The organism is Archangium sp., from assembly GCF_036277355.1.
GTDB lineage: Bacteria > Myxococcota > Myxococcia > Myxococcales > Myxococcaceae > Archangium.
Genome location: NZ_DASUNC010000065.1, coordinates 31,868 through 53,795 on the forward strand (window position 1 = coordinate 31,868; position 21,928 = coordinate 53,795).

11 protein-coding genes and 1 riboswitch are annotated in these 21,928 nt (G+C 71.8%); of the genes, 9 read left to right on the forward strand and 2 right to left on the reverse strand.

The window, feature by feature from the left end; translation table 11 throughout:
- The first annotated feature begins 165 nt into the window (after window positions 1–165).
- From VFZ09_RS17790 to VFZ09_RS17820, 7 genes are all read left to right on the forward strand, one after another.
- On the forward strand, window positions 166–3,501 hold the full coding sequence (locus VFZ09_RS17790) for a response regulator (protein ID WP_329728780.1): 3,336 nt from the start codon (window positions 166–168) through the stop codon (window positions 3,499–3,501).
- Entirely contained in the window at window positions 3,498–5,336 is a 1,839-nt protein-coding gene (locus VFZ09_RS17795) for a sensor histidine kinase (RefSeq protein WP_329728781.1), read from the forward strand. The genes VFZ09_RS17790 and VFZ09_RS17795 overlap by 4 nt, the downstream gene beginning before the upstream one ends.
- Before the next feature lie 35 nt (window positions 5,337–5,371).
- Window positions 5,372–6,343 (forward strand): hypothetical protein, encoded by a 972-nt coding sequence (locus VFZ09_RS17800; RefSeq protein ID WP_329728782.1) that lies wholly within the window; start codon window positions 5,372–5,374, stop codon window positions 6,341–6,343.
- 79 nt (window positions 6,344–6,422) lie between these two features.
- Window positions 6,423–6,502, forward strand: a riboswitch (cyclic di-GMP riboswitch).
- A gap of 97 nt (window positions 6,503–6,599) precedes the next feature.
- Window positions 6,600–8,315, forward strand: coding sequence for a hypothetical protein (locus tag VFZ09_RS17805; protein WP_329728783.1), 1,716 nt, complete (start codon window positions 6,600–6,602; stop codon window positions 8,313–8,315).
- 62 nt (window positions 8,316–8,377) lie between these two features.
- Entirely contained in the window at window positions 8,378–10,282 is a 1,905-nt protein-coding gene (locus VFZ09_RS17810; RefSeq protein WP_329728791.1) for a hypothetical protein, read from the forward strand.
- Window positions 10,279–13,872 carry a flagellar motor protein gene (locus VFZ09_RS17815; protein WP_329728784.1) on the forward strand — a complete coding sequence of 1,198 codons (3,594 nt, stop codon included), beginning with the start codon at window positions 10,279–10,281 and terminating at the stop codon, window positions 13,870–13,872. Before VFZ09_RS17810 ends, VFZ09_RS17815 begins: the two co-directional genes overlap by 4 nt.
- A 7-nt stretch (window positions 13,873–13,879) precedes the next feature.
- Window positions 13,880–17,074, forward strand: coding sequence for a hypothetical protein (locus tag VFZ09_RS17820; protein ID WP_329728785.1), 3,195 nt, complete (start codon window positions 13,880–13,882; stop codon window positions 17,072–17,074).
- Here the strand turns inward: VFZ09_RS17820 and VFZ09_RS17825 are convergent.
- Window positions 17,058–19,001 (reverse strand): DUF4388 domain-containing protein, encoded by a 1,944-nt coding sequence (locus VFZ09_RS17825; protein WP_329728786.1) that lies wholly within the window; start codon window positions 18,999–19,001, stop codon window positions 17,058–17,060. The genes VFZ09_RS17820 and VFZ09_RS17825 overlap by 17 nt on opposite strands.
- A gap of 28 nt (window positions 19,002–19,029) precedes the next feature.
- On the opposite strand from VFZ09_RS17825, the gene VFZ09_RS17830 reads away from it, so the two are divergent.
- On the forward strand, window positions 19,030–19,416 hold the full coding sequence (locus VFZ09_RS17830; protein WP_329728787.1) for a VOC family protein: 387 nt from the start codon (window positions 19,030–19,032) through the stop codon (window positions 19,414–19,416).
- Window positions 19,417–19,471: 55 nt separating this feature from the next.
- Window positions 19,472–20,833 carry a hypothetical protein gene (locus tag VFZ09_RS17835; protein ID WP_329728788.1) on the forward strand — a complete coding sequence of 454 codons (1,362 nt, stop codon included), beginning with the start codon at window positions 19,472–19,474 and terminating at the stop codon, window positions 20,831–20,833.
- Window positions 20,834–20,842: 9 nt separating this feature from the next.
- On the opposite strand, the gene VFZ09_RS17840 is transcribed toward VFZ09_RS17835, so the two are convergent.
- Complete coding sequence (locus VFZ09_RS17840) at window positions 20,843–21,808, reverse strand: HEAT repeat domain-containing protein (protein WP_329728789.1); 966 nt, start codon at window positions 21,806–21,808, stop codon at window positions 20,843–20,845.
- Window positions 21,809–21,928: the final 120 nt, after the last annotated feature.

A 21,928-nucleotide genomic window follows, 5' to 3' on the forward strand; every position in this document is an offset into this window, starting at 1 on the left:
GGTGGGCAACCCACCGGCGCAACAAACTTTCAGTACCGTCATGCTCCCTGAACATACGTATAGAGTCAATTCGTTCAAGGATGAGCACGGACAATCCGTGTGGGTCCGCCGGTTCCGAACAGGCCCTGGGGTCTCCCCCCTTCTGCGCGTAGACTTCCAGACACCTTGTCCGAGCCCCGACATACCCTCCTGTTGGTCGACGACGAGCCCGACGTCATCGACCTCCTCGTGCGCATGTTCCAGAAGCGCTACCAGGTGCTCTCGGCCCACTCCGGGCCCGAGGCGCTGGGGCTGCTGCGGCAGCATCGCGTGGACGTGCTCATCACCGACCAGCGCATGCCGGAGATGACGGGCATCGAGCTGGTGGCCGCCGCGCGCGCCGAGGGCATCGACGTCACGGCGATCCTCCTCACCGGCTACACGGATCCCGAGGACATCATCGCCGCCATCAACCGCGGCCAGGTGTACCGCTACATCACCAAGCCCTGGGACCTGAACGACCTGGTCATCACCGTGAAGAACGCGGTGGAGTACACCCAGCTGCGGCGGGACAAGGAGCGGCTGCTGCGCCAGCTCCACCAGCGGGTGGAGGCGCTCGGTGTCCTCTACGAGGTGAGCCGCGCCAGTGCCGGCGAGCCGCTCGGCTACGACGCCATCATCGACCGCGTCCTCACCGCGGTGTCGCGCGTGCTGCCCTACGACTGTGGCGCGGCCCTCATCGCGTTGGGCTGGGATCGCACCGCCACCCTGCGCCTGCGCTGCCAGGGCACCGTCGTCGGGGAGCAGTCCCTGCTGGGCGTGAAGGAGTCCATGCTGGCCGCGTGGGGCCAGCGCTCGGGGCTGGTGCTGCCCGAGGATCGCGTCATCACGCACGTGACGGGCACCACCTCGCAGGACGCCTCCGCTCCGGCCTCCTGGGCCAGCCAGCTCACCGTCGCCCTCACCGCCGGGGGCCGCCCCGTGGGCCTGTTGTCGCTCTTCTCCCAGCGCGCCCACGTCTACTCCGAGGAGGATGGCGCGCTGCTCGACACGCTCGCCAACCAGACGGCGGACGCCATCCAGTCCCTGCGCGCCTCCGAGGAGGCCTCGCGCCAGCGGATCGATCGCATGGTCGAGTCCATGGCCGATGGTGTCATCCTCACCGACGAGAAGAATGAGATCGTCGTGCTCAACCCCGCCGCGCGCCGCATGCTCGTGCTGGGGGAGGGGCCCCCCTCGCCGGACGCCAGCAAGCGGCTGCGCGAGAAGCTCGGGTTCGATCCCTTCGAGCTGGTGCGCGGCTGGGAGTACGGCGGCGCCCAGGTGCTGCGCGAGGAGCTGAAGCTCGACGAGCGCACCATCCACACCACCGTCACCCCGGTGAATGACTCGCGCGGGGTGCTGCGCGGCGTGTGCGTGGTGCTGCGCGACGTCACCGAGCAGAAGCAGCTCGAGGAGCGCAAGGACGAGTTCGTCCACATGGTGAGCCACGAGCTGCGCACGCCGCTCACCTCCATCTCCGGCTCGTTGGACCTGGTGCTCAACTTCCTGGCCAGCGACATGAACGAGAAGCAGCGCCGCTACCTGATGCTGGCGCGCGACTCGACGGAGAAGCTCAACGCCATCGTGGATGACCTGCTGGACCTGGCCAAGTTCGCCAAGGGCCGGCTGCGGATGAATTTCGAGTGGACGTACGTGGACGAGCAGGTGCGCCGCGCGGTGGAGAAGTACGGCCCCGCCTTCATGGAGCGGCGCATCAAGGTGTCCGCCGGCCTGCCGCAGCACGGCCTGCGGGCGCTGGCGGATCCCAACCGGCTCACCCAGGTGCTCAACAACCTGCTCACCAACGCCGCCAAGTTCACCCCCGAGGGCGGGGAGGTGCGGCTGGAGCTCAAGGCCACCTCGGCGGTGCCCGGCTACGTGGCGCTCACGTGCTGGAACAGCGGCGAGCCCATCGCCGAGGAGAACCTGGAGCGCATCTTCGACCGTTTCGAGCAGGCTCGCACCCAGGCCAACCGCACCGTGCGGGGCACCGGGCTGGGCCTGGCCATCTGCCGCAACATCGTGGAGGCCCACGCCGGCCACATCTGGTGCGAGCCCTGCCAGGACGGCGTGCGCTTCGTGGTGGTGCTGCCCGTGGAGCCGCCCCCCGAGTACCTGCGCCCGGACGGCCTGGACTTCACCCAGAAGCACAACCCCGAGCGGCGGGGCAGCCTGGTGCTCGCCGAGTCCGAGCCGGACATCGGCTACATCACCAAGGCCCTGCTGCGCGCCCGCGGCTACGAGGTGCGTCTGGCCCCCAACGCCGAGGAGTGCCTCACCCAGGCGCGCGCCCACCACCCGGATGGTCTGCTGGTGGATGCGCGGCTGCCCGTCATCGACGGCCTGCGCCTGGCGGAGATCCTCCGGCATGATCCGGAGACGCGGCAGCTGCCGTTGTTGCTCTTCTCCGCCTTCGACGAGCGTCAGCGCGCCTTCCGGGCCGGAGCGGACGCCTTCCTGCCCATGCCGCTGCAGTCGGATCGGCTGCTGGCCACCGTGGATTCGCTGGTGCGCGGCAGCGCCGGCCAGCACCACGGGCGCGTGCTGGTGGTGGACGATGACGAGAAGGTGGGCGTCATCTGCCGCGAGGTGCTGGTGAGCCTCGGCTACGAGGTGCAGGTGGCCTCCACCCTGGAGGAGGCGCACCGGGCCCTGCGCGAGCGCCGCCCGGACGTGCTGCTGCTGGACGTGCAACTGCCTGACGGCGACGGCTACCACTTCCTCGCGGAGCTCAAGGCCGAGCGCGCCAGCGGTTACATCTCCGTCATCTTCATCTCCGGCCATACCGAGACGAGCGCCAAGGTGCGTGCCCTCAAGCTGGGCGCGGACGACTACCTCACCAAGCCCTTCGACGCGCTGGAGATGGGCGCGCGCGTGGAGATGGTGCTGCGCCGAAAGGAGCAGGAGCTGGGCGCCTCGCCCACCACGCAGCTGCCCGGCTCGGGCGCCATCGAGCGCGAGGTGCAGCGCCGGCTCGCCGAGCGCCGGCCCTTCGCCTTCTGCTACCTCGACCTGGACAACCTCAAGGCCTACAACGACTACTACGGCTTCGCGAAGGCCGACGGCGTCATCCGCCAGACGGGAGATCTGCTGCGCGAGGTGTTCGGCCAGGACGGCCTGCCCGGGGACTTCCTCGGCCACGTGGCGGGTGACGACTTCGTCTTCGTCACCTCGCCGGAGAGCGTGGATCGCATCTGCCAGCGCGCCATCGAGGCCTTCGATCGCATCATCCCGCTCTACTACGACAAGCAGGACCGGGAGCGCGGCTACATCGAGGCGGATGACCGCTACGGAGACAAGCGCAAGTTCCCCATCATGAGCGTGTCCGTGGTGGCGGTGCTGAGCGATGGGCTGTCCAGCGATCATGCCGAGCTGGCGCGGCAGGCCGCGGACATGAAGAAGCGCGCCAAGGCGATTCACGGCTCCGTCTACCTGCGCAGTGATCGGGAGCTGGCGGTCATCCGGACGGCCACGGGATGAGGCTCTACCAGCAACTCATCCTCTTCATGCTCGCGGCCACCGTGCTGCCCCTGGCGGCGGTGGGCTTCCTGCTGCTGTCGCGCGCGGAGGCGGAGCTGGCCGGGCGCATCCTCTCCGAGCAGCGCGTCATCGCGGAGAGCACCGCCGAGAGCGCGTCCTCGGAGCTGATGAAGACGGTGGATGCGCTGGCCCGCTCGGCGGAGCTCTTCAACTGGGAGAGCATCACCCCCGAGGAGTTCCAGGGTGGGCTGCAGCTGCTCTACGGGCAGTCTCCCGCCGTCAGCGCGGTGCTGCACCTGGATGCGCAGGGCAACCCGCGCGGCCCGCCCGTCTTCCAGGCCGCTGGCGACAGCGAGCACCCGGGCTTCGAGCCCTCCGCGACGCAGGCGCTCGCCCGGGCCGTGCCGGTGCAGACGCTGCGCCGGGGCAACAAGGGACAGGCCGCCCTGGGCCGCGTCTACGCGCACGCCCTCAGTGGCCGAGCCGCGGTGGCGGTGGCGGTGAAGCTGGGGGATGGAGAGGACGCGCCCTTCGCGCTCGCCGAGGTGGTCCTCTCCGACCTGGAGGCCCTGCTGGCCCGGCGCGCCCAGGGCAACCCGGGGTACATCCACCTGGTGGACACCACGGCCGGGCGCATCCTGGCCAGCTCCCTGCCGGATCGCCGCCTCCAGCCGCTGGAGCCCGCGCTGGCCGCCCAGCTCGCCTCGGGCGACGCGCCGGTGCGTGGCTTCCGGGTGGACGCTCCCGCCATCTGGGTGAGCGCCGCGCGGGTGCCCAAGGTGCCCGGCTTCGAGGTGGTGGTGGCCGTGGACGAGGCCGTCGCCCTGGCCCCGGTGCACGGCATGCGCCGCACGGTGCTGCTGTCCATCGGGGGCGCCTTCGTGGTGCTGCTCGGCCTGGGCGCGCTCTTCACGCGCCGGCTCAACCTCCGCCTGTCCCGGGTGGTGGCCGGTGCCGAGGCCTTCGGGCGTGGCGAGTTGGATCGGCGCGTCACGGTGGACGGAGGGGACGAGCTCAGCGAGCTGGCTTCCACCTTCAACCGCATGGGCTCCGAGCTGGAGGCCGCCCGCGCCCGGATGCTGCGCTGGAATGACGATCTCAAGCTCCGCGTGGACGAGGCCACCGCCGAGCTGAAGGCCGCCCAGGCCCAGCTGCTCGAGGCCCAGAAGCTCGCGGCCGTGGGGCAGCTCGGCGCCGGTGTGGCCCATGAGATCAACAACCCCCTGGCCGGCATCCTGGGCAACACCCAGCTGTTGATGCTCGAGCGCGACGAGAAGGATCCCGACTTCGACACGCTGCGGAAGATCGAGCTGAGCGCCAAGCGCTGCAAGGAGATCACCCAGAACCTGCTGCGCTTCTCCCAGCAACGGGCGAAGCCGGAGCTGCGCGCGGTGGATCTCAACGCCGTGCTGCGCGACGCGCTCTCGCTCACGGAGAATCAGCTCAGGGGGGAGGGCATCGTCCTCACCACGGAGCTGGCCTCTCCGCAGGCGAAGGTGAAGGCGGATCCAGGACACCTGTCCCAGGTGGTGCTGGCCCTGGTGTCCAACGCGCGCACCGCGATGATGAAGACGGAGGTGAAGCGGCTCACCCTGCGCACCGGCGAGCGGGACGGGCGGGGCTTCTTCGAGGTGGAAGACACCGGCAAGGGCATCGCCCCCGAGCACCGCTCGCGCATCTTCGAGCCCTTCTTCACCACCAAGGACGTCTGGTCCAACGTGGGCCTGGGGCTCTCCGTGGCCTGGCGGGTGGTCAGCGAGGCGGGCGGTACCATCGATGTGCGCACGGAGGTGGGGCAGGGCACCTGTTTCACCGTGTGGTTGCCGAAGGCGTGAGGCCCGGGCCCCGCCTGAGGTAGCTTGGGGGCTGTATGGACGCCCCCCGCTCCCCCCGGCGCAGTGCGCCCTTCCTCCTGGGTCTTCTCGCCATCCTGGCGGCACTGCCGCTGGGCTATTTCCTCTTCCTCCATCAGCCCCCGGCTCCTCCGCCTCCGCCGGTGGTGGAGGCCCCGCCCCCCGTGGCCCCGGCTCCGGAGGCTCCGCCCGAGCAGCGCGCGATGGAGCTCAAGCTGGAGGAGATCCGCGGCACGGTGGAAGTGCGCCGGGGCGGCGGCGAATGGCGCACCGCCAGCGTGGGCGAGGCCCTGCACCCCTCGGACGCGGTGCGCACCCGGGAAGGCGCCTACGCCGTCATCATCGGTGGCGAGGCCGTGGAGGTGCGCATGGAGGCCGGTGCCGAGGTGTCCGTGGAGGCCCTCACGCACTCGCTCACCCGCTTCCTGCTCACCAACGGTATGACGACGGCCCGCGTCGACATGGGGGCGGGGCAGACCTTCGAGATGAAGGCCGCCGGCAGCGACGCCGAGGCCCGCACCGAGGGCGGTACCTTTACCATGAACAACAACGGCGCGGGCACGGTGTCCCTGGCCACCCTCAAGGGCGAGGTCGCCTTCAGTGGCCAGCGCAAGGTCGTCATCGTCCGCGCCGGCCAGCAGTCCATCATCCGCCCCGGCCGCGCGCCCGTGGAGCCCACCCCCATCCCCACCAGCCTCCTGCTCAAGGTGAACTGGCCCGCCCACCCGCGGCGCAAGGTCGTCGTCTCCGGGCAGACCGACCCCGGCACTCAGGTGCGGGTGGGGGGTCGAATCGTCCCCACCGACGAGGAGGGCCGCTTCTCCCAGGTCCTGCCTCTCCAGGAAGGCCAGAACTCCGTCCAGGTGCAGGCGGTCTCCGTGGGCGGTCTGCGCCAGGAGGAGGCGCGCGATTTCAACCTGGATACCACCCCGCCCTCGGTCAAAGTGGACCCGGGTCTCTGGGATGACCCAGGGTCCAAGGGCCCATGACGGCGGGCGTACAGACGAGCGCCCCGCCATCCGGCCGCCCGGCCTCGGATTTGCACCATCTCAAGAACTGAGAGTCGTCCCTGCACAAGGGCAATCCCGGGTGAAAGCCTGGGTGCGCAAAGCCGTGGGGCCTGAAGTGGGCCGGCCGTGGTTGCCGTGGGAACTGGCGCCGAGCGTGGCGTTGGGGGGCTGTACCCGGGAGTGTCCTTGGGCGGGATGGGTCCATCTCCCCGATGTGCATCCGAGGTCCGCCACGATGTCGCGAACGCTGATTCCCCTCGTGTGTCTGGTCCCCGCGCTGGCGCTGGGCCAGCTCCTGGCACCGCTGACGGGCAGGACGCAGGTGGTCAACGACGGGCCCGGGGATCAGACGGATCCCCACGTGAGCGGGGCGCTGATCGCCTACACCCACCAGGGCAGCCTCAGCAGCAGTGAGATCCGCTACCACGATCTGCTCACGGGCGTGGACCGGGCCATCCCCACCGAGGGGGGCTACGACTCCCTGGCCGACATCAGTGGCAACACGATCGTCTTCACCCGCACCACCGACGACAGCCGCGTCTTCCGCTTCGACGTGGGCGCGGAAGGTGGCGCGCGGGAGCTCGCCCCGCGGTCCGGCGCGGATCGGCGCGCGGCTTCCATCGGGGGCCAGACGGTGGCCTGGCAGGAACTGGGCTACACCGCCGAGTCCCTGCCGCCGGAGATCTTCGCCTACCGCCTGGACACGCTCGCGCTCACCCGGCTGACCGAGGACACGCGCGTGGATCGCTCGCCCGCCGTCAGCGCGGATGGGCGGGTGGTGGTGTGGACCCGGTGCGTCACCAGCACCAACGGGTGTGACCTCTGGGCGGCCCGCGAGGTGGAGGGCGGCTACGACGTCTCCCAGCTCACGGGGCCCGAGGGCGAGGAGTCCCTGCCCGACACCAACGGCGAGGTGGTGGCGTACGTGACGCGCTCCGTCGTCGACGGCGTGGTGGAGTCGGACATCGCCTGGCAGCCGGTGGGTGGGGGCGAGGTCCATCGCCTCGCGCTCCCGGGCACGGACACCAACCCCAACGTGAGCGGCCCGCTCATCGCCTTCGAGCGGCGGGAGGCGTCCAGCGCGACGCCCAACTTCGACGTCGTGCTGTATGACTTGCGCACGCAGACGTACTACCGCCTCACCGAGACGCCGGAGAGCGAGACGCTCAGCGACATCAGCATGGGCGAGGATGGGCTGGTGCGGGTGGCGTGGACGGTGCGGCAGGGCGGCAATCTCAACGTGTACGCCTACGTGTTCCGCCTGCCGGCCGATTGCACGCGCACTCCCATCAAGGATGCCGCCGCCGTGTGCGCCTCGCCCGGTACGCGCTCGCTGCTGGGCTCGCTGGTGGTGAGCCGCGCCGAGGGGGCCCCGGAGGTGGTCTCCACGGAGTTCGAGAGCACGGGCACCGGGGTGCTCTGCGTGGACAACGGTTTCGAGGCGTCGCCGGCCACCGCGGGCTGGGTGTGGATGGGGGTGGGCCTGCATGTGGGCCCGGATGAGATCCGGGAGGACGTCACGAGTCTGGCCCGCAAGGTGCCGCTCCAGGGCCGGCTCGCGCTGTCCGCCCAGGCCGCGGGCGCTCCCGGCAGTGCGTTCCGGGTGCGTCTCTATGGCGAGATGACCTGTGACATCGGGCCCGAGGAGGGGATGTCCCAGGAGACGGAGTCCCGCTACGGCCAGCTCGTCCCCGCGCAGGTGGAGGCCCGGCCACCGGCGGCCGCCCTCACGCGGTACTTCGTCCCCAGCGGGTACGAGGGCAAGCGCGTCCGGGACGGCGGCTCGGAGACGGGTGGGACACCGGACGGAGAGCCGCTGGAAGGGGTGCGCGGGGGCTGTGGCGCCGCGGGCGGCCCGGTGGCCCTGCTGGGTGTCTGGCTGTTCGCCTCGTTGCTGCTTCGTGACGGACGGGCCACCCGGGCGCGGAGCCTTGTCGCGTCGCGGCGATAGAATTTCGGGCACGGCAAGGTCGCTGATAAATTACCAACACTCTGAACTGTCTCCTTCCCGTGCTGCTGCTCGTGGCCTCGGCGGCCTCGGCGGACACGCTCGACATCCTGGGTCCGTCCGCGCCCGTCCCACCCGATGGGTTTCCCATCGCCCTGGTGCGGCGGGACGGGACGGGTGCGCCCGTGGCGGCGCAGGGACTGTCCGTGTCGGCGAGCGGCGCCCGGTTGAGGCCCGGGCCCGAGCAGGCGCCCTTGCGGACGTTCGTCGTCGTCCCGGAGCCGGGTGCACGGGAGGGGCGGGTGACGGCCGAGGGGGCGGGGCTGAGGGCCGAGGCGCGGTACGTGCTGGGCCCGCCGGCCACCCAGGTGTCGCTCACGGTGGAGCCGCCCGCGCCCGTGAAGGGGAGGGACAAGGAGGCGCGGCTCACGGTGCGGATGCTCCAGCCGGATGGCACGCCGGATGACTCCGGGGCGCCTCCCGTGCTGCGCGCCAACGTGGGACGGGTGGAGGAGTTGGAGCGCACCGGGCCCGGGACGTGGCGGGCCCGCTACGTGCTGCCGGACACGCGCTACCCGGAGGTGGCCATCCTGGTGGCCCTCTCGGCCTGGCCCCACCCCCAGTCCATCTACGGCGCCTACGGCAAGGTGCTGGTGCCGCTCGCCGCCTCGGTGGAGCTGCCGGGCCGCACCGAGCCCAACGCGGATCTCTCCGCCACCATCGCCGGGACGAGCTTCGGGCCGGTGAAGGCCGCGCCGGACGGGCGCTTCCGGCTGCCCGTCATCGTCCCTCCCGGGCACAGCGTCGCGCAGATCCGCGCGGTGGACGCGGCGGGCAACGTGCGGCGCTCGAGGATGGATCTGGCGCTGCCGCCCACGGATGGGCTGGCGTGTGTCCTCAACCCGCAGCGGCTCCCAGCGGATGGTGTTTCCCGGGCGCGCATGCTGTGCGCCACCAGCGACGCCTACGGCCGGCCGGTGCAGGACGCGCGGGTGACGGCCTCGGTCCGCGGCGGCACCTTGAGCGGGCCGACGCGCGCCGCGGGGGGCCTGCTCGAGTGGATCTTCACCGCTCCGAGCACTCCGTCGGCGGAGCCGTTGCGGCTGGTGGCCACCTGGCCGGAGCGGGGCACCAGCTCGCGCGAGGAGCTACCGCTGTGGCTCGTGCAGGGGCCCGTGGCGAGCACCACCCTGTCGCTGGCCGAGACGGTGGTGCACCTCGGCTCGACGGTGGCCGTCACCGTCACCCCGCGGGATGCCTCCGGCCAGCCGAGGCCCGGGGCCGTGGTGGTGCTCCGCGCTCCGGTGGGCACGTTCAGTCCGCCTCGCGAGGAAGCCCCCGGCGTGTTCGGCAGTGCCTGGACGCTGCCTCCGGACGGTACGCCGGGCGACGCGGAGGTGGAGGTGCACGCGTATGGCCCGCCGGGCACGGAGCCGGCGCGCCTGCGTGTCTGGGCGGACGGCGGTGTGCTGTCCGCGGGCGTGACGGATCTGGCCGGCCTGCCGGTGCCGGGACAGCCGTTGCGCGTGGGCGGCGAGGAGCGGGTGACGGGTGAGGAGGGCACGGTGGTGCTCGGCCCCGTGCGCCCGGGCCGGGTGGAGGTGGTGCACGGCCTGTGGCCCGGCCTCCGGGAGACGGTGCACGTGGTGGCCGAGGGCGGGCCGGTGTTTCCGCTGGAGCCGCCCCTCGCCCGCGCCCATGCGGAGCGGACGGTGCGGCTCGCGCCCTCCGTGCCGGTGAACGTGCGGCTGAAGGTGGAGGGCTCGCGCGTCACGTTCTGGATGGAGGACGCGTCGGGCCGGGTGTTGCAGGGCCGCGAGGCCCACGTGTCCCTGTCCGCCGGTCAGCGCGGTGCCATCGAGGTGAAGGACGGGCGCGGCAGCTTCCAGGTGACGCATGACGGGCCGGTGAGTGTCTCGGTGGCGGACGTGGCCACCGGTGTCACCGCGCTCGCCGAGGTGCGGCCTTGAGCCGGGCCACGTGGGCACTGTGCGTGGGCTTGCTCCTGCTGCCGGGCGCGGTGCGTGCGCAGCTCGCGCGGGCGGAGTCTCCGGAGCTGGCGGCGGCCATCACCGGGCGCGTGTGCCGGGACCTGGACGCGGATGGCCGGTGTGCCCCCGAGGAGCCGGGCCTGGCGGATGTCCGGCTGGTGCTGGCCACGGGCCGCGAGGTGCGCACGGACGCTCGGGGCCGCTACCACTTCGCCGAGGTGGACGCGCGCGGGCCCGATACGACGGGCGGAGTGCACCTGCGGCCCGGCCGGCAGCGGCTGAAGGTGGATGCGCGCACGCTGCCGCCCGACAGCGTGGCCGTCCCCGAGGCCGTCACGGTGGAGGTGCCCTGGGCCGCCGTGGTGCTGCGGGACTTCGCGGTGCGTTCCCTGCCCGAGTCCACGCCTCCCCTGGTGCTCGGCTATGACACGACACCTCCCGCCGCGGCGGCGGTGCCGGGCGGGGTGGACTTCGTCGTGGCGGGGCATGCCTCGCCGGGAGACGAGGTGCTGGTGGGCGGCCGCCCGGCCGAGGTGGACGCGCGCGGCGACTGGCGTGCGAGCGTCCGGCTCGTGCCCGGGGAGAACGTGCTGTCCATCACCGCCTTCGGGCCGGAGTCGACCCTGCGCCTCTTCCGCCAGCGCATCGACGTGGTGTCGCGCGAGGGCGGCCTGCTCGTCATTCCTCGCGAGCCCGAGCCGGCGGGGGTGTTGCGGCTGCCGGGCAGCAGGGACGAGCCACCGGCGAGTGGCCCCTCCTCGTTGATGGCCGAGTACCCCGCGGGCACGCGCGTGCGCTCGTCACGGGGCGAGGTGACGGTGGGGCCGGAGGGGTCCGCGCTGGTGCCGCTGGTGCTCGTCCCGGGCCGCAACCTGGTGGCGCTGGAGGTGCAGCCTCCCGGCGAGCCGGCCCGGACGGTGACGATCCAACTGGAGGCGGTGCCCCGGCCCTTCGCGGTGGGGTTGCTGGACGTGGAGGCCACCTTCTCGCCGTCCCAGGGGAACTTCCGGCTGCGGGGGCGCGGCGCGGCCCATGGTGAGGCGCGCCTGGGGCCCCTGTCTCTGGTGGGGGAGTTGGATCTGCGGGACACCGACGTGGATCTCCTGCGTGAGCGCCCGGTGGCGGACTGGCTGCGTCCCCGCATCCCGCGGTTGGATCGGGCGCCGGATCCAGACCTGGCCATCGCGGAGTGGGGAGACACCTCCGTGGGCCTCACGCCCAACCCCACCGAGAGCCGGCTGCGGCTGGAGGTGCGCCACGAGCGGTTCGGCCGGGTGGGCCTGGGGACGTACCGGGCCTATCAGGCGGAAGGGGAGGTGGGCCGCTACCACCGGCCGCTGTTCGGTCCCTTCGCCGAGCTGGAGGCGGAATGGGGCCGGCTGCGCGCGGGCGTGAATGCCTTCGCCGGTGGGCTGGCGGATCCCACGCGCGCGCTCGCCGCCCAGCCCGCGTACGAGGAGCTGCGCAGCACCGGCGGCAGCCTCTACTACCTGGGCTCCTCCCCGGTGGCGGAGGGCTCGGAGTGGGTGCGCGTGGAGGTGCGCGACGGCCTCACCGGGCTGCCGCTCGCCGAGCGCCACCTCATCCGGGGCCGGGACTACGACATCGACTACCTGGCGGGCCGCATCCTGCTCGCGCGGCCGCTGTCCCTCATCGCTGGCGAGCCGCTGCTGCGGGCGGATCCATTCACGGCGGCGCCGGAGCCCGTCCTCACGGTGCAGTACGCCGCGCTGGAGTCGGGCTCCCCGGCGGACGCCGCGGGAGGCGAGGCGTGGACGGAGTGGCGGGGCGGGCGGGTGTCCGTGTCCGCCGTGCGCGAGCAGCGCGGGGGGGCACCCTTCCTGCTCCTCTCCGGGCACGCGCGCACCACGCTGGGCGGTTACACGCTCATGGCCGAGGTGGCGCGGAGCCGGGGCTCGGCGGTGATACCGGAGCGCTTCGGTGTCTCGGACGATGGGGGCCTCACCTTCCTGCGGCCGGACGACGAGGAGACGGCGGGCGGCGGGGACGCCCTGGGGCTGCGCCTGCGCGGGCCGGGCCTCTTCGGCACGGGCTCCGTGGACGTGGCCTTCCGCCGGAGGACCGAGGGGTTCTCCGATGGGACACACGCGGACACCCGCTCCTTCCGCCAGTTCTCCCTGCGCGCCGTGCAGCCGCTGGGGCCCTGGCGGCTCACGCTGCTCGGGGACGAGCGGCTCTCTGCGGACCCGCGGCGGCCCTTCGCGGAGGGGCTGTTGGGGGCACGGACGTTGGGCGTGGGGTGGGGCTACACCGCGGAGCGCTGGGGGGTGGAGCTGAGCCTCCGGGACTCCCTCCTGCGCGCCAGCGAGGAGCCCGGTGAGGGGGCGCTGCTCGAGGGAGGGCGCACGTCCGCGGGGTTGCAGGGCCACTACGTGGTGAATGACTGGCTGCGCGTGTCGGCCAGCCACCGGCAGGTGCTCCACCAGCGGGGCCTGGGGCCGGGCCGCGTGGATGACAGCTTCTCCTCCGCGGGCGTGGACGTGAAGGTGGGCGACGAGGGGAGGGTGGGTGTACGCGGCGGCTGGGGCCCCGAGCTGGGCCCATTGGCCTGGGTGCAGGGCACGTGGCGCCGGGGACAGGACGTCTACTACGGCAGCCACTCGGTGGACGTGGACGGGCCGGACTTCGGCGCCAGCCGCGCGGTGAGCGGGGCGAGCACGGAGCTGGGGGACGGGACGCGCCTCTTCGTGGAGGACGTGGCCTCGCACGACGCCAACGCCGTGCGCCTGGCGCGGGCGGTGGGTTTCCAGCAGACCGTCTTCGGCGCGTTGAACGTGGGCGCCCGTTACGAGCGGGGCCTGCGCCATCCCCTGGAGCTGCCGGGCTCGTTGCGGCGCGACGTGGCGAGCCTCTCCGGGCAGCTCCTGTGGGAGCGCCTCCGGGCCGATGGGCGCGTGGAGCTGCGCTTCGAGCACGGTACGCCCCCGCGTGGCTCGACGGAGCCGGTGGATCGCATCCAGGCGGTGATGGCCCTGGCCACGGAGGCGGTGCTGCGCGAGGACCTGACACTCTCGGCGCGGATGAACTACGGCCGCACGTACCAGCGGGAGAGCAGGGAGGCCGAGGCCCGCCTGCTCGAGGGCTATGCGGCACTGGCCTGGAGGCCCGGCCCCTTCCTGCTGGTGGCGCGCTACGGCCTCACCCGCGAGCTGCTGCCCGGCGAGCGCTCCGTCTTCGGGGAACGTGGCCAACAGATAATTTCACTGCTGCCGGCGGTGCGCCTGGGGGACCGCTTCGCGCTCGCGGCGGGGTTGCATGCGAGCCGCAGCACCCGCGACGATGTGTCGATATGGGTTCTCACCGGCTCGTTGCGCCCGTCGGTCCGAGTGGTGGGTGGTCTGGAAGTCGCGGTGGAGGCCGCGGGCCGGTCGGTCGCGCCCGAGAGCGAATCCCTGGGGTCGCTCCGCGGCGAGGTGGCATACCGGGTGGACGAACGGCTGCGGGTGGCCGCGGGCTATACGCTCCTGGGATTCACCGGGACGGGCCTGCCGAAGGAGGCACGTGATGGGTCCGACAGGCTCTATCTTCGGGCGGAGCTGGCGTACTAGGTGGGGCGTGCGTCTGCGGCTCCTGTCCCTGTGCGTGCTCGCGGGAGGGGTGATGTTCGCCGCCGCCCGGGCGCATGCCGACTGGCGCACGGACCTTTCCCTCAAGGAGCAACCCAACCACGTCCTCGAGGTGTGGGGGCCGGAGCGCTTCTCGGTGGGCCACGGGCAGGGGGCCTACCTGTTCATGGATGGGGGGACCCCGCGAGCCATTGGTGGGCTCTCGTCCGTCACCGCCTCCGCCGCCACCTACTACCATCCCCCCGAGGACTGCTTCATCTCGGTCAGCCAGGAGTTGGGGGCGGCCCTGAGCGCGGTGAGGGCGGATGGGGGCACCTGCGGACCCAATGGAAACTCCCTCGTCCCGGTGGACGGCCGCGTCCTGCGGCTGAAGCACGCGCAGGATGGCGGAGCCGTGGCGGTGGTGGATTTCGGCAGCGAGGTGGGCGTGGTGGGCTACGCGTCGTACAAGAGCCTCTACGAGTCCACGTCCTTCTTCCCGGTTCCCCTCGACAGCACGAAGCTGCGCTCCCTCAGTGGGGAGCTCGGGGTGGTGCGGGTGGGCAGCGCCGTCTATGCGCTGCTCGGCACCACGATGACCAATTCGAGCGTCTACTGGATTGATCTCAACAATCTCACCTGGCAGGAGCTCCAGAGCCAGACGGGTTTGACGCCCGCCGCCGTGCAGGCGATCGATGTGTTCTCCGCGGGTGCTCCGGCGAGGCCCGCTCCCTATGCGGTGGTGGGCACCCAGCACGCGCTGCTGCAGGGCTCGCTGGCTGCCGTGAAGTCGATCCGGCCGGTCCTCCAGCTCGCGGATGATGCGGGCGTGCTGGGCGTCTCCATGAACGTGGGTGCTGGAGGCGCCGCCGGACAGGGTTTCGGCATGGCCATCGTGGCACTGGCGGACGGGAGCCGACAGGTGATGAGTCCGGTGCCCATGCTCTCGGACACGGAGGCGGGGACCCTCTGGCGGGTCCGGAGCCTTCCGGCGGGGGTCTCGTCGGCTCCCTTGAAGGCGGTGGCCTGCACGGAGGCGAGCTCCTGCGTCTTCTCCGCCGACAAGGCCGATGGGGGCAACCTCTTCATCTACACCAACGCCGCGGGCCCGGAGCTGGCGGTCACGGTCTCGGACGGAGGCGTGGTGGACGCCGGGACCTCCGCGTCGGAGACCGTGGTGACGCTCGACGAGGGCGGGCGCTACCAGTTCACCTTCGCGGCGGAGGATCCGGATGGAGATCCGGTGCTGGTGACGTCCACCCCTCCGCCGGGTGGAGCCTCGGGAGGGTGGACAGCGGTGCGGGATGCCGGAACGCAGCCGGGGGACCCCGAGGTCTGGGACGTCACCACCGCCGCCGCCTGCGAGACCCGGAAGCTCGGGAGCTTCACGGTCTCCGCCTCGGATGGTCTGGCCCGGCATGAGGCACATGAGACCGTCGACGTGTACGTGAAGCACTCGACGTCGCCGGAGCCGCCCACGGTGGTGTTCGACGATGGGGGCACGCTGCCGGGCAGTGGTGCCGTGAGCCAGTTGATGCCGGGTGGACCGCCGCTGGTGCTGCGGATGGCCAGCGGTGGCACGACGGCCGCGGGCTGCGTGCTTCATCCGAAATGGGAGCCGCTGTTCTCGGGCACGGGGGTTCCCTCGCTGGAGCAGGATGGGGGCACCGCCATCATCACGCCGCCGGCCAGGTTCTGTTCTCCGGCGGCTGGGAGCTTCGGCTTCCAGCTCAGCGTCACGGACGACGGGGGCCTCTCCAACGCCCGGACGTTCAACGTGGGCATGGCGCCCTGGGGCAGGCCGAACGCGGTCTTCGGTACGGGTCCGGTCGAGGAGCTCGTCGCGGGCGAGTCGCGGGTCCTCGAGCCCTTGAAGCCCCTCCACGCCTGCATGGATGGAACGTCTCCCTTCCCGGAGGTGGCCACCCGGTGGAATCCGACGCTGTCCGATGGCGGTGTCGTGCCGGATGTCGGCATCCGGTTCCGCGAGGAGGGCGGGCGGTACGTGGTGGAGACGCCGGAGTGCGTCGATGCGGACCTGAAGGTCTCCGCCCAGCACTACCTGGTGTCCGACGAGGCCATCACCGGTCCGGGCTCGGAGCACCACCTGCGCGTCCGTGCCGCGTTGATGGACTTCGCCGCGGGCTCGCTGCTGCTCGTGCCGGACGTGAGCCCCTCGGGCGAGCTGCGGGTGGGCGTGGACTCGGACCTCAACTGCCCCGCGCGTCGTGGACTGCAAGCGCAGGTCTGGCTCGAGCGCCAGGATGGCGGCGTCCTGAGGACGCAGGAGTTGTCCATTCCCGGCACATGGGAGGTGCCCCTGGGGACGGGGTGCGGCCGGCCCGTGGTGTTGAAGGGGTGGATGGAGGACGACGCGGGCCAGCGCTCCGCGGTGCGCCAGCAGGAGGTCGCGACACTCCGGGTGGACGCGGGGCTGGAGCCATTCCCGGAGGTGCCCGCCCTGGTCGCCCGGTGCGGAGATCAGGCCCGCGTCACCCTGACCCAGACCTTCCCGGCGGGCACCTGCCAGACGCCGGAGGTCACCTGGGTCCAGGAGCAGGATGGGGGCCCCGCGCTCGAGCAGGAGGTGCTGTCGGGCGCCACGGTGTCACTGGTCACGCGCGACACCGGGCTGGACTCGCTGGTGGGCAGGTCGGTGGTGATGCGGGTGACGGCGAGCGTGGGTCCGGACAACGAGGCCTCGCAGCAGCTCACCGTGCCCATCACCGTGGAGCCCTTCGTGAAGGTGCGCCGCCGCACCGAGCTGCCCGCCGCCTCGGAGACGGGGCTCGTCGGCGTCTCGGTGGACCTCTCCAACACCACCTCATGCGGGGTGACGGGGGTGAGCTACGTGGAGCGCCTGGAGGGCCTGACGTACGTGGAGGGCAGCGCGAAGTTCGACGGCCAGCCCCTCGAGGCCACCTGGGAGTCGGGGGCGCTCACCGCGACGGGGTTGCCCCTGGCGGGCGGGAGCACCCACACGCTCACGTACGTGGCGCGTCCGCACCTGGTGGGCGAGCGCCGCATGGAGGGCGAGGCCCGGCTGGGCGGCGAGCTCATCTCCATTCGCGAGCCCACGGGCCCCTCGGTGCCGGACTCCGGCTGTGGCTGCTCCGGTTCGGGTCCGGGCCCGATGCTGTTCGCGCTCGGAGCGCTGGTGGCGGCCGTGCGCCGCCGCCGCGCGCGTCCTACAGGCCGAAGCTGATGCGGCTGCGGTTGCTGGTGCCCGGCTCGTCGCGCCGCTCCTCCAGCACGCCGATCAGCTCCAGGCCCCGGAGCGTGGCCAGCACGCCGCGCTCGGGCAGCTCCGTGATGGTGAGCAGGTCCGCCACCGTCTTGCTGCCGTCCGTGTAGGCCAGCAGCAGCGCCTGCGGTCCCTTCAGCTTCAGCTCGTGCAGTCCGTAGGGCGGGGCCGCCGCGGGGAAGAGCCGGCGCGAGCGCGGCATGTGCTGGCGCAGCGTCTCCAGCGGCTCGGAGCGCAGCACGCCCTCGAGGATGAGATCCCCGGGGAACACGGACAGCTTCACCAGGCCCGCCCGGGGCGGACGCGTGGGGCTGAAGCCGTAGGCACCCTCGGTCCACGAGAAGGTGGACCAGAGGATCTCCTTCACCTGCTCCTCGATGAGCTGCGGGTACTTGCGCGCGTCCAGCAGGCCCAGGCGCATCATCGCCTCGCTGGTGCGGAGGTTCTGCTCGCGGGCGAGCGTGGCCACCTCCTGCAGCTTCGCCTCGGGCAGCACGCCCCGGCGCACGCAGAAGCGGCCGAAGCGCTCGTGCGCGAGGTTGGAGGCCGCGTACACCGGGCGGCCCGCCTCGAAGTAGACGACCTTCAGCACTGAGCCCTGCTTGAGCTTCAGCTCTCCGCTGTGGCGCGCCTCGTAGTAGGCGTTGAGCAGCCGGGGAACGCTGGTGTTCTTCAGGTCTCCCGAGAGCGACCACTCGGGCGGCGGACGGCGGCCGGGGCCGGAAGCGGCCGGCTTGCTCCACACCTTCTCGCGCTCACCGAAGGGCAGGGCGAGCCCGGGCTCGGGATCCGGGGACGTCTCCGGGGCCGCGGCCGGTGCGGGCGCCTCGGCGGTGGGCTCGAGCGCCTCCAACGCCGCGAAGGCCTCGGTGGCGGGGGCTGGCGCCGGTGCCTCGGCGGCGGGCGCGAGTGCCTCCAGCGCCTGGAGCTCCTCGGCGGAAGGGAGCGGGGTCGCCCTCTCGACGGTGGGCTCGAGTGCGTCCAGCGCCTGGAGCTCCTCGGCGGAGGCGGGCGGTGGCGGCGCTTCCTCTATCTGCTGGGCGAGAGAGTCCAGCGCCTGGAGCTCTTCCGAGGAGAGCGCCATGGTCGGCGTCTTGTCGTCCGACGCCATCTCCTCCAGGGCATCCAGCTCCTCGAGATCCTCCGTCTCGAGGGTGACGGGGTGCACCCCCTGGCCGAAGGCAGGCGCCTGTTCGTCGGGGCCGGGCTCGGCCTCTGCCTCGGGAACGGCTTCGAGCTCGGGAACGGCTTCGAGCTCGGGAACGGCCTCCAGCTCGGGCGCGGCCTCGGCCGGAGCTTCGCCGCCCATGGGCTCCTGGGCCTCCTCGACGAGCACGAGCCCCTCGATGACGGGGGCGTGCTCCTCGGGAGGAGGGCTGAAGACGGGCTCGTCGTCGCTGGAGGTGAAGCCCGGCTCGTCCTCGGAGGAGGTGAAGACGGGCTCGTCGTCCATGTCCAGCAGCGCGGCGTCCTCGAAGACGACCACCTCCTCCTCGTCCTCGCCGGACGCAGGGGGCGGCAGGGGACGGGTGAGGCCGCACAGCTGCTCGACGGACTCCAGCAGTTGCAGCAGCTCGAAGGGTTTCTCGAAGAAGGCGCGGGCGCCGTGGACCTCGGTGGCCTCGCGGGCGAAGCGGTCTCCCTTGAAGACGCCGCTGACGGCCACGGCGGGGATGGCGTGGTCCCGGAGCGCGGAGAGCACGGCGCTGCCCCGCATGTCGGGCAGCAGCAGGTCCACCACCGCGGCATGGAAGGCCGCAGGGCGCAAGAGGGCGAGCGCGGCCTCGCCGGTATGGACGGCCGTGGCCTCATGACCGCGGCTTTCGGCCGCGGCGACCATGAGGGAGGCGAGTTCGGGGTGATCCTCGACGATCAGCAGTCGCGCCATGGGGGGTGGGCACCATAGCATTCGATTCATGGACGTTCAGGGCTTCCACCACCTGGCAATCCAGGTTCGGGACGTTGAGAAGGTCACGGCTTTCTACCGGGAGGTGCTGGGCTTCTCCGAGCTCGAGAGGCACCACCGGCCGGACGGCTCGTTGCGCAGCATCTGGGTCGGGGTGCCGGGAGGAGGTTTCCTGGCCCTGGAGGAGGTGTCGGGGCAGCCCGAGCCGGGCCCCTTCCGGAACGAGCAGCCGGGCCTCTTCCTGCTGGCCTTCCGCATCCCCAAGGCCGGGCGGGCCGGGGCGGTGGAGGCGCTGGCCCGGGCGGGGGTGCCGCTGGAGCACGAGACGCGTTGGACGGTGTACGTCCGGGACCCCGAGGGGAACCGGGTGGCGCTCAGTCACCACCCGGAGGACTGAGGGCGCAGGCGCGCCTTGCGGAAGGCGGCGGGGGGGGACTACAAGCCGTGCCGTCATGCGCCTGGGCGAACTGCTCCTTCAGGAAAACGTCGTCACCCCCGAGGCGCTGGAGGAGGCGCTCGAGTCGCAGGTCGTCCACGGCGGGCGGCTCGGGACGAACCTCGTCGAGCTGGGGCTGCTGACCGAGCAGGAGCTGGCCCGGTTGCTGGGCAAGCAGCACAACGTGGCGTCCGCCTCGGGCGAGATGGTGCCGGATCCCCGTGCGCTGGAGCTGGTGGACCTCAACGAGGCGGACGAGAAGGACTACCTGCCCATGCGGGTGGACGCCACGCGGATGAGCGTGGCGGTCATCAACCCCCAGGACATCGAGACGCTGGACGCGCTGGCCTTCAGGACGGGTAAGCGCGTGGTGCCGGTGGTCATCCCCGAGTTCCGGATGAACCAGCTGCAGCGGCGCTACTGCAAGGCATTCCGGGCGATGCGGGCCATCGACATGAACGCCGTGCGGCCCTCGCGCGCGCAGCAGCAGGCGGAGAAGGCGGCCGCGGCGGAGCAGTCCGCGGATCTGATGAGCGAGGAGGAGTTCCAGTCGCTCTACGCGCAGGCGCTCACCGGTGGGGGTGCGCCCGTGGGGGCGGAGCCGGTGTTGGACCTGGTGGAGATGGTGGAGGAGGAGGCCCCGGCTCCGATCGTCGAGGGGTACGTGACCGAGGCGCCGGTGGAGCTGCCGCCGCTGGAGTTGCTGCCGGAGGCGATGGTGCTGGAGGAGGCGCCGCCCGCCGCTCCGCCCCGGGTGCCCGCCGTGCCATCGAAGCCGCCGCCTCCCATCGCGGTGCCGCCGAAGCCACCGCCGCCTGTCGCGGCGCCGCCCCCGGTGGCGTCCGTGCGGCCGCGTGCGCCGGTGGTGGTGGCACCGGAGCCGCCGCCCACGCCGCTCACCTTCGCCGAGGCGCAGGCGGAGCTGGGGCGCAGCCTGGATCGCGAGCAGGTGGCCACCACGGTGCTGCGCTTCGCGCTGGGCAAGTGGAAGCGCAGCCTGCTGTTGAGCGTGCAGGGCAGCCTGGTGACGGGCTGGCGCGGCATGGGGCAGGGGGTGCGCGAGGCCGCGGTGAAGCGCATCGGCATCGGCCTGCAGGCGCCGAGCACCTTCCGGCTGGTGCGGGACACGCGCTCGCACTACGTGGGCCCGGTGCGCCGGGATGCGGCCTCGGGCCTCTTCTACAAGCTGCTGGGCGGGGACTACCCGACGACGGCCGTCATCCTCCCGCTGCTGGTGCGCGGCAAGCTGGTGCACCTGCTGTACGTGGACAACGGGCCCGGCCAGCTCACCCCGCCCGACGTGGGCGAGCTGCTCATCCTCTCGCAGGGCGTGAACCGCTCGTACGAGGCGATGATCCGCCGCCGCAAGAGCGCGTGAGCCGGCTGTTCATGACTGTTCCTGGCGGTTGCGTAGGGCGCGTGCGATGGCGTCGAACGCCTTGGCTCCGACGGAGTCCTCCGGACGGTTCGCTTCGATGACCGCCGCGTCTTCGGGTCGCCCGACGAGTTCGAGCAGGGCCACGGCGCCAAAGGCGCAGTTGGGCGAGACCGCGGGCACGAGGCTTCGGGCAAGGGTGCGCAACTCGGCGCGCGTCTCGTCCGGAAGTGAAGGGAGGACTTGCTCCTTGTACCGCGGGAGCAGGACGAACAGGCGGTCGCAGTAGTACGCGGCCTCTCCGTCCTGACCCGCGGCATCCTCGAGCAGCCCGGAGGCAGTGGAGATGAACGAGGGCAACGTGGACGCCACGACGGCGGGAAGAGCCGCGTCGAGAACCGTGATGACTCGTGTCTTGTCCTCCACGGAGACCAGGGGGGAGCCTACCCACGCACGGAGCTCATCCGGAGTCTTCTCCAGCAGCACGCGCAGGCCAGGCAGCGAGCCGTGATTCTTCAGGTCGAGCTGGGCCAGGCATCTCCGGACGGTGGGTAGAAGAGCCGGGTGGCGTCTCCTCCACAGAGCTTGTGTCACCACGTTCACGTCGCTGACCTCCGGAGCGGTTTCCGCGGCCAGCCGCTCCAGCTTTCGTACGAGCACGGCCCGGGCTTCCGGGTCCTCAATCCGCCCCAGTGTTCTGATGATTTCGTCGACGACGGACTTCCCGTCGTAATCCCCACGTGTCTCCTCGAGAGCGAGTTGTTGCTCCAGTCGCTTGACGCTTGCCGTTCCGCCAAGCTCACCCAGACCGAAGACCGCGGCTTGTCTTGCGAGCGCATCATCCCCCTGCAACATCTCCTCGAGCAGGGTCCTTGCCTCCGGTTCTGCGCCGAACCTTGAAATCAACTCACGGGCGCGGTCCAACTCTCCCCACTTGCACGCGTCGACCAGTTCGTCCTGTAGCTGCACCGTGTCCATCGTGTGACTCATTTCCTGCCTTGGTCATTCAGGGGAAGCTGACGCCTGGAGGCACATACCGCCGGACCAGGGTGCCATCGAGTCGATACAGCTCATGAATGGCCTTGTTGTCCGCCCGAA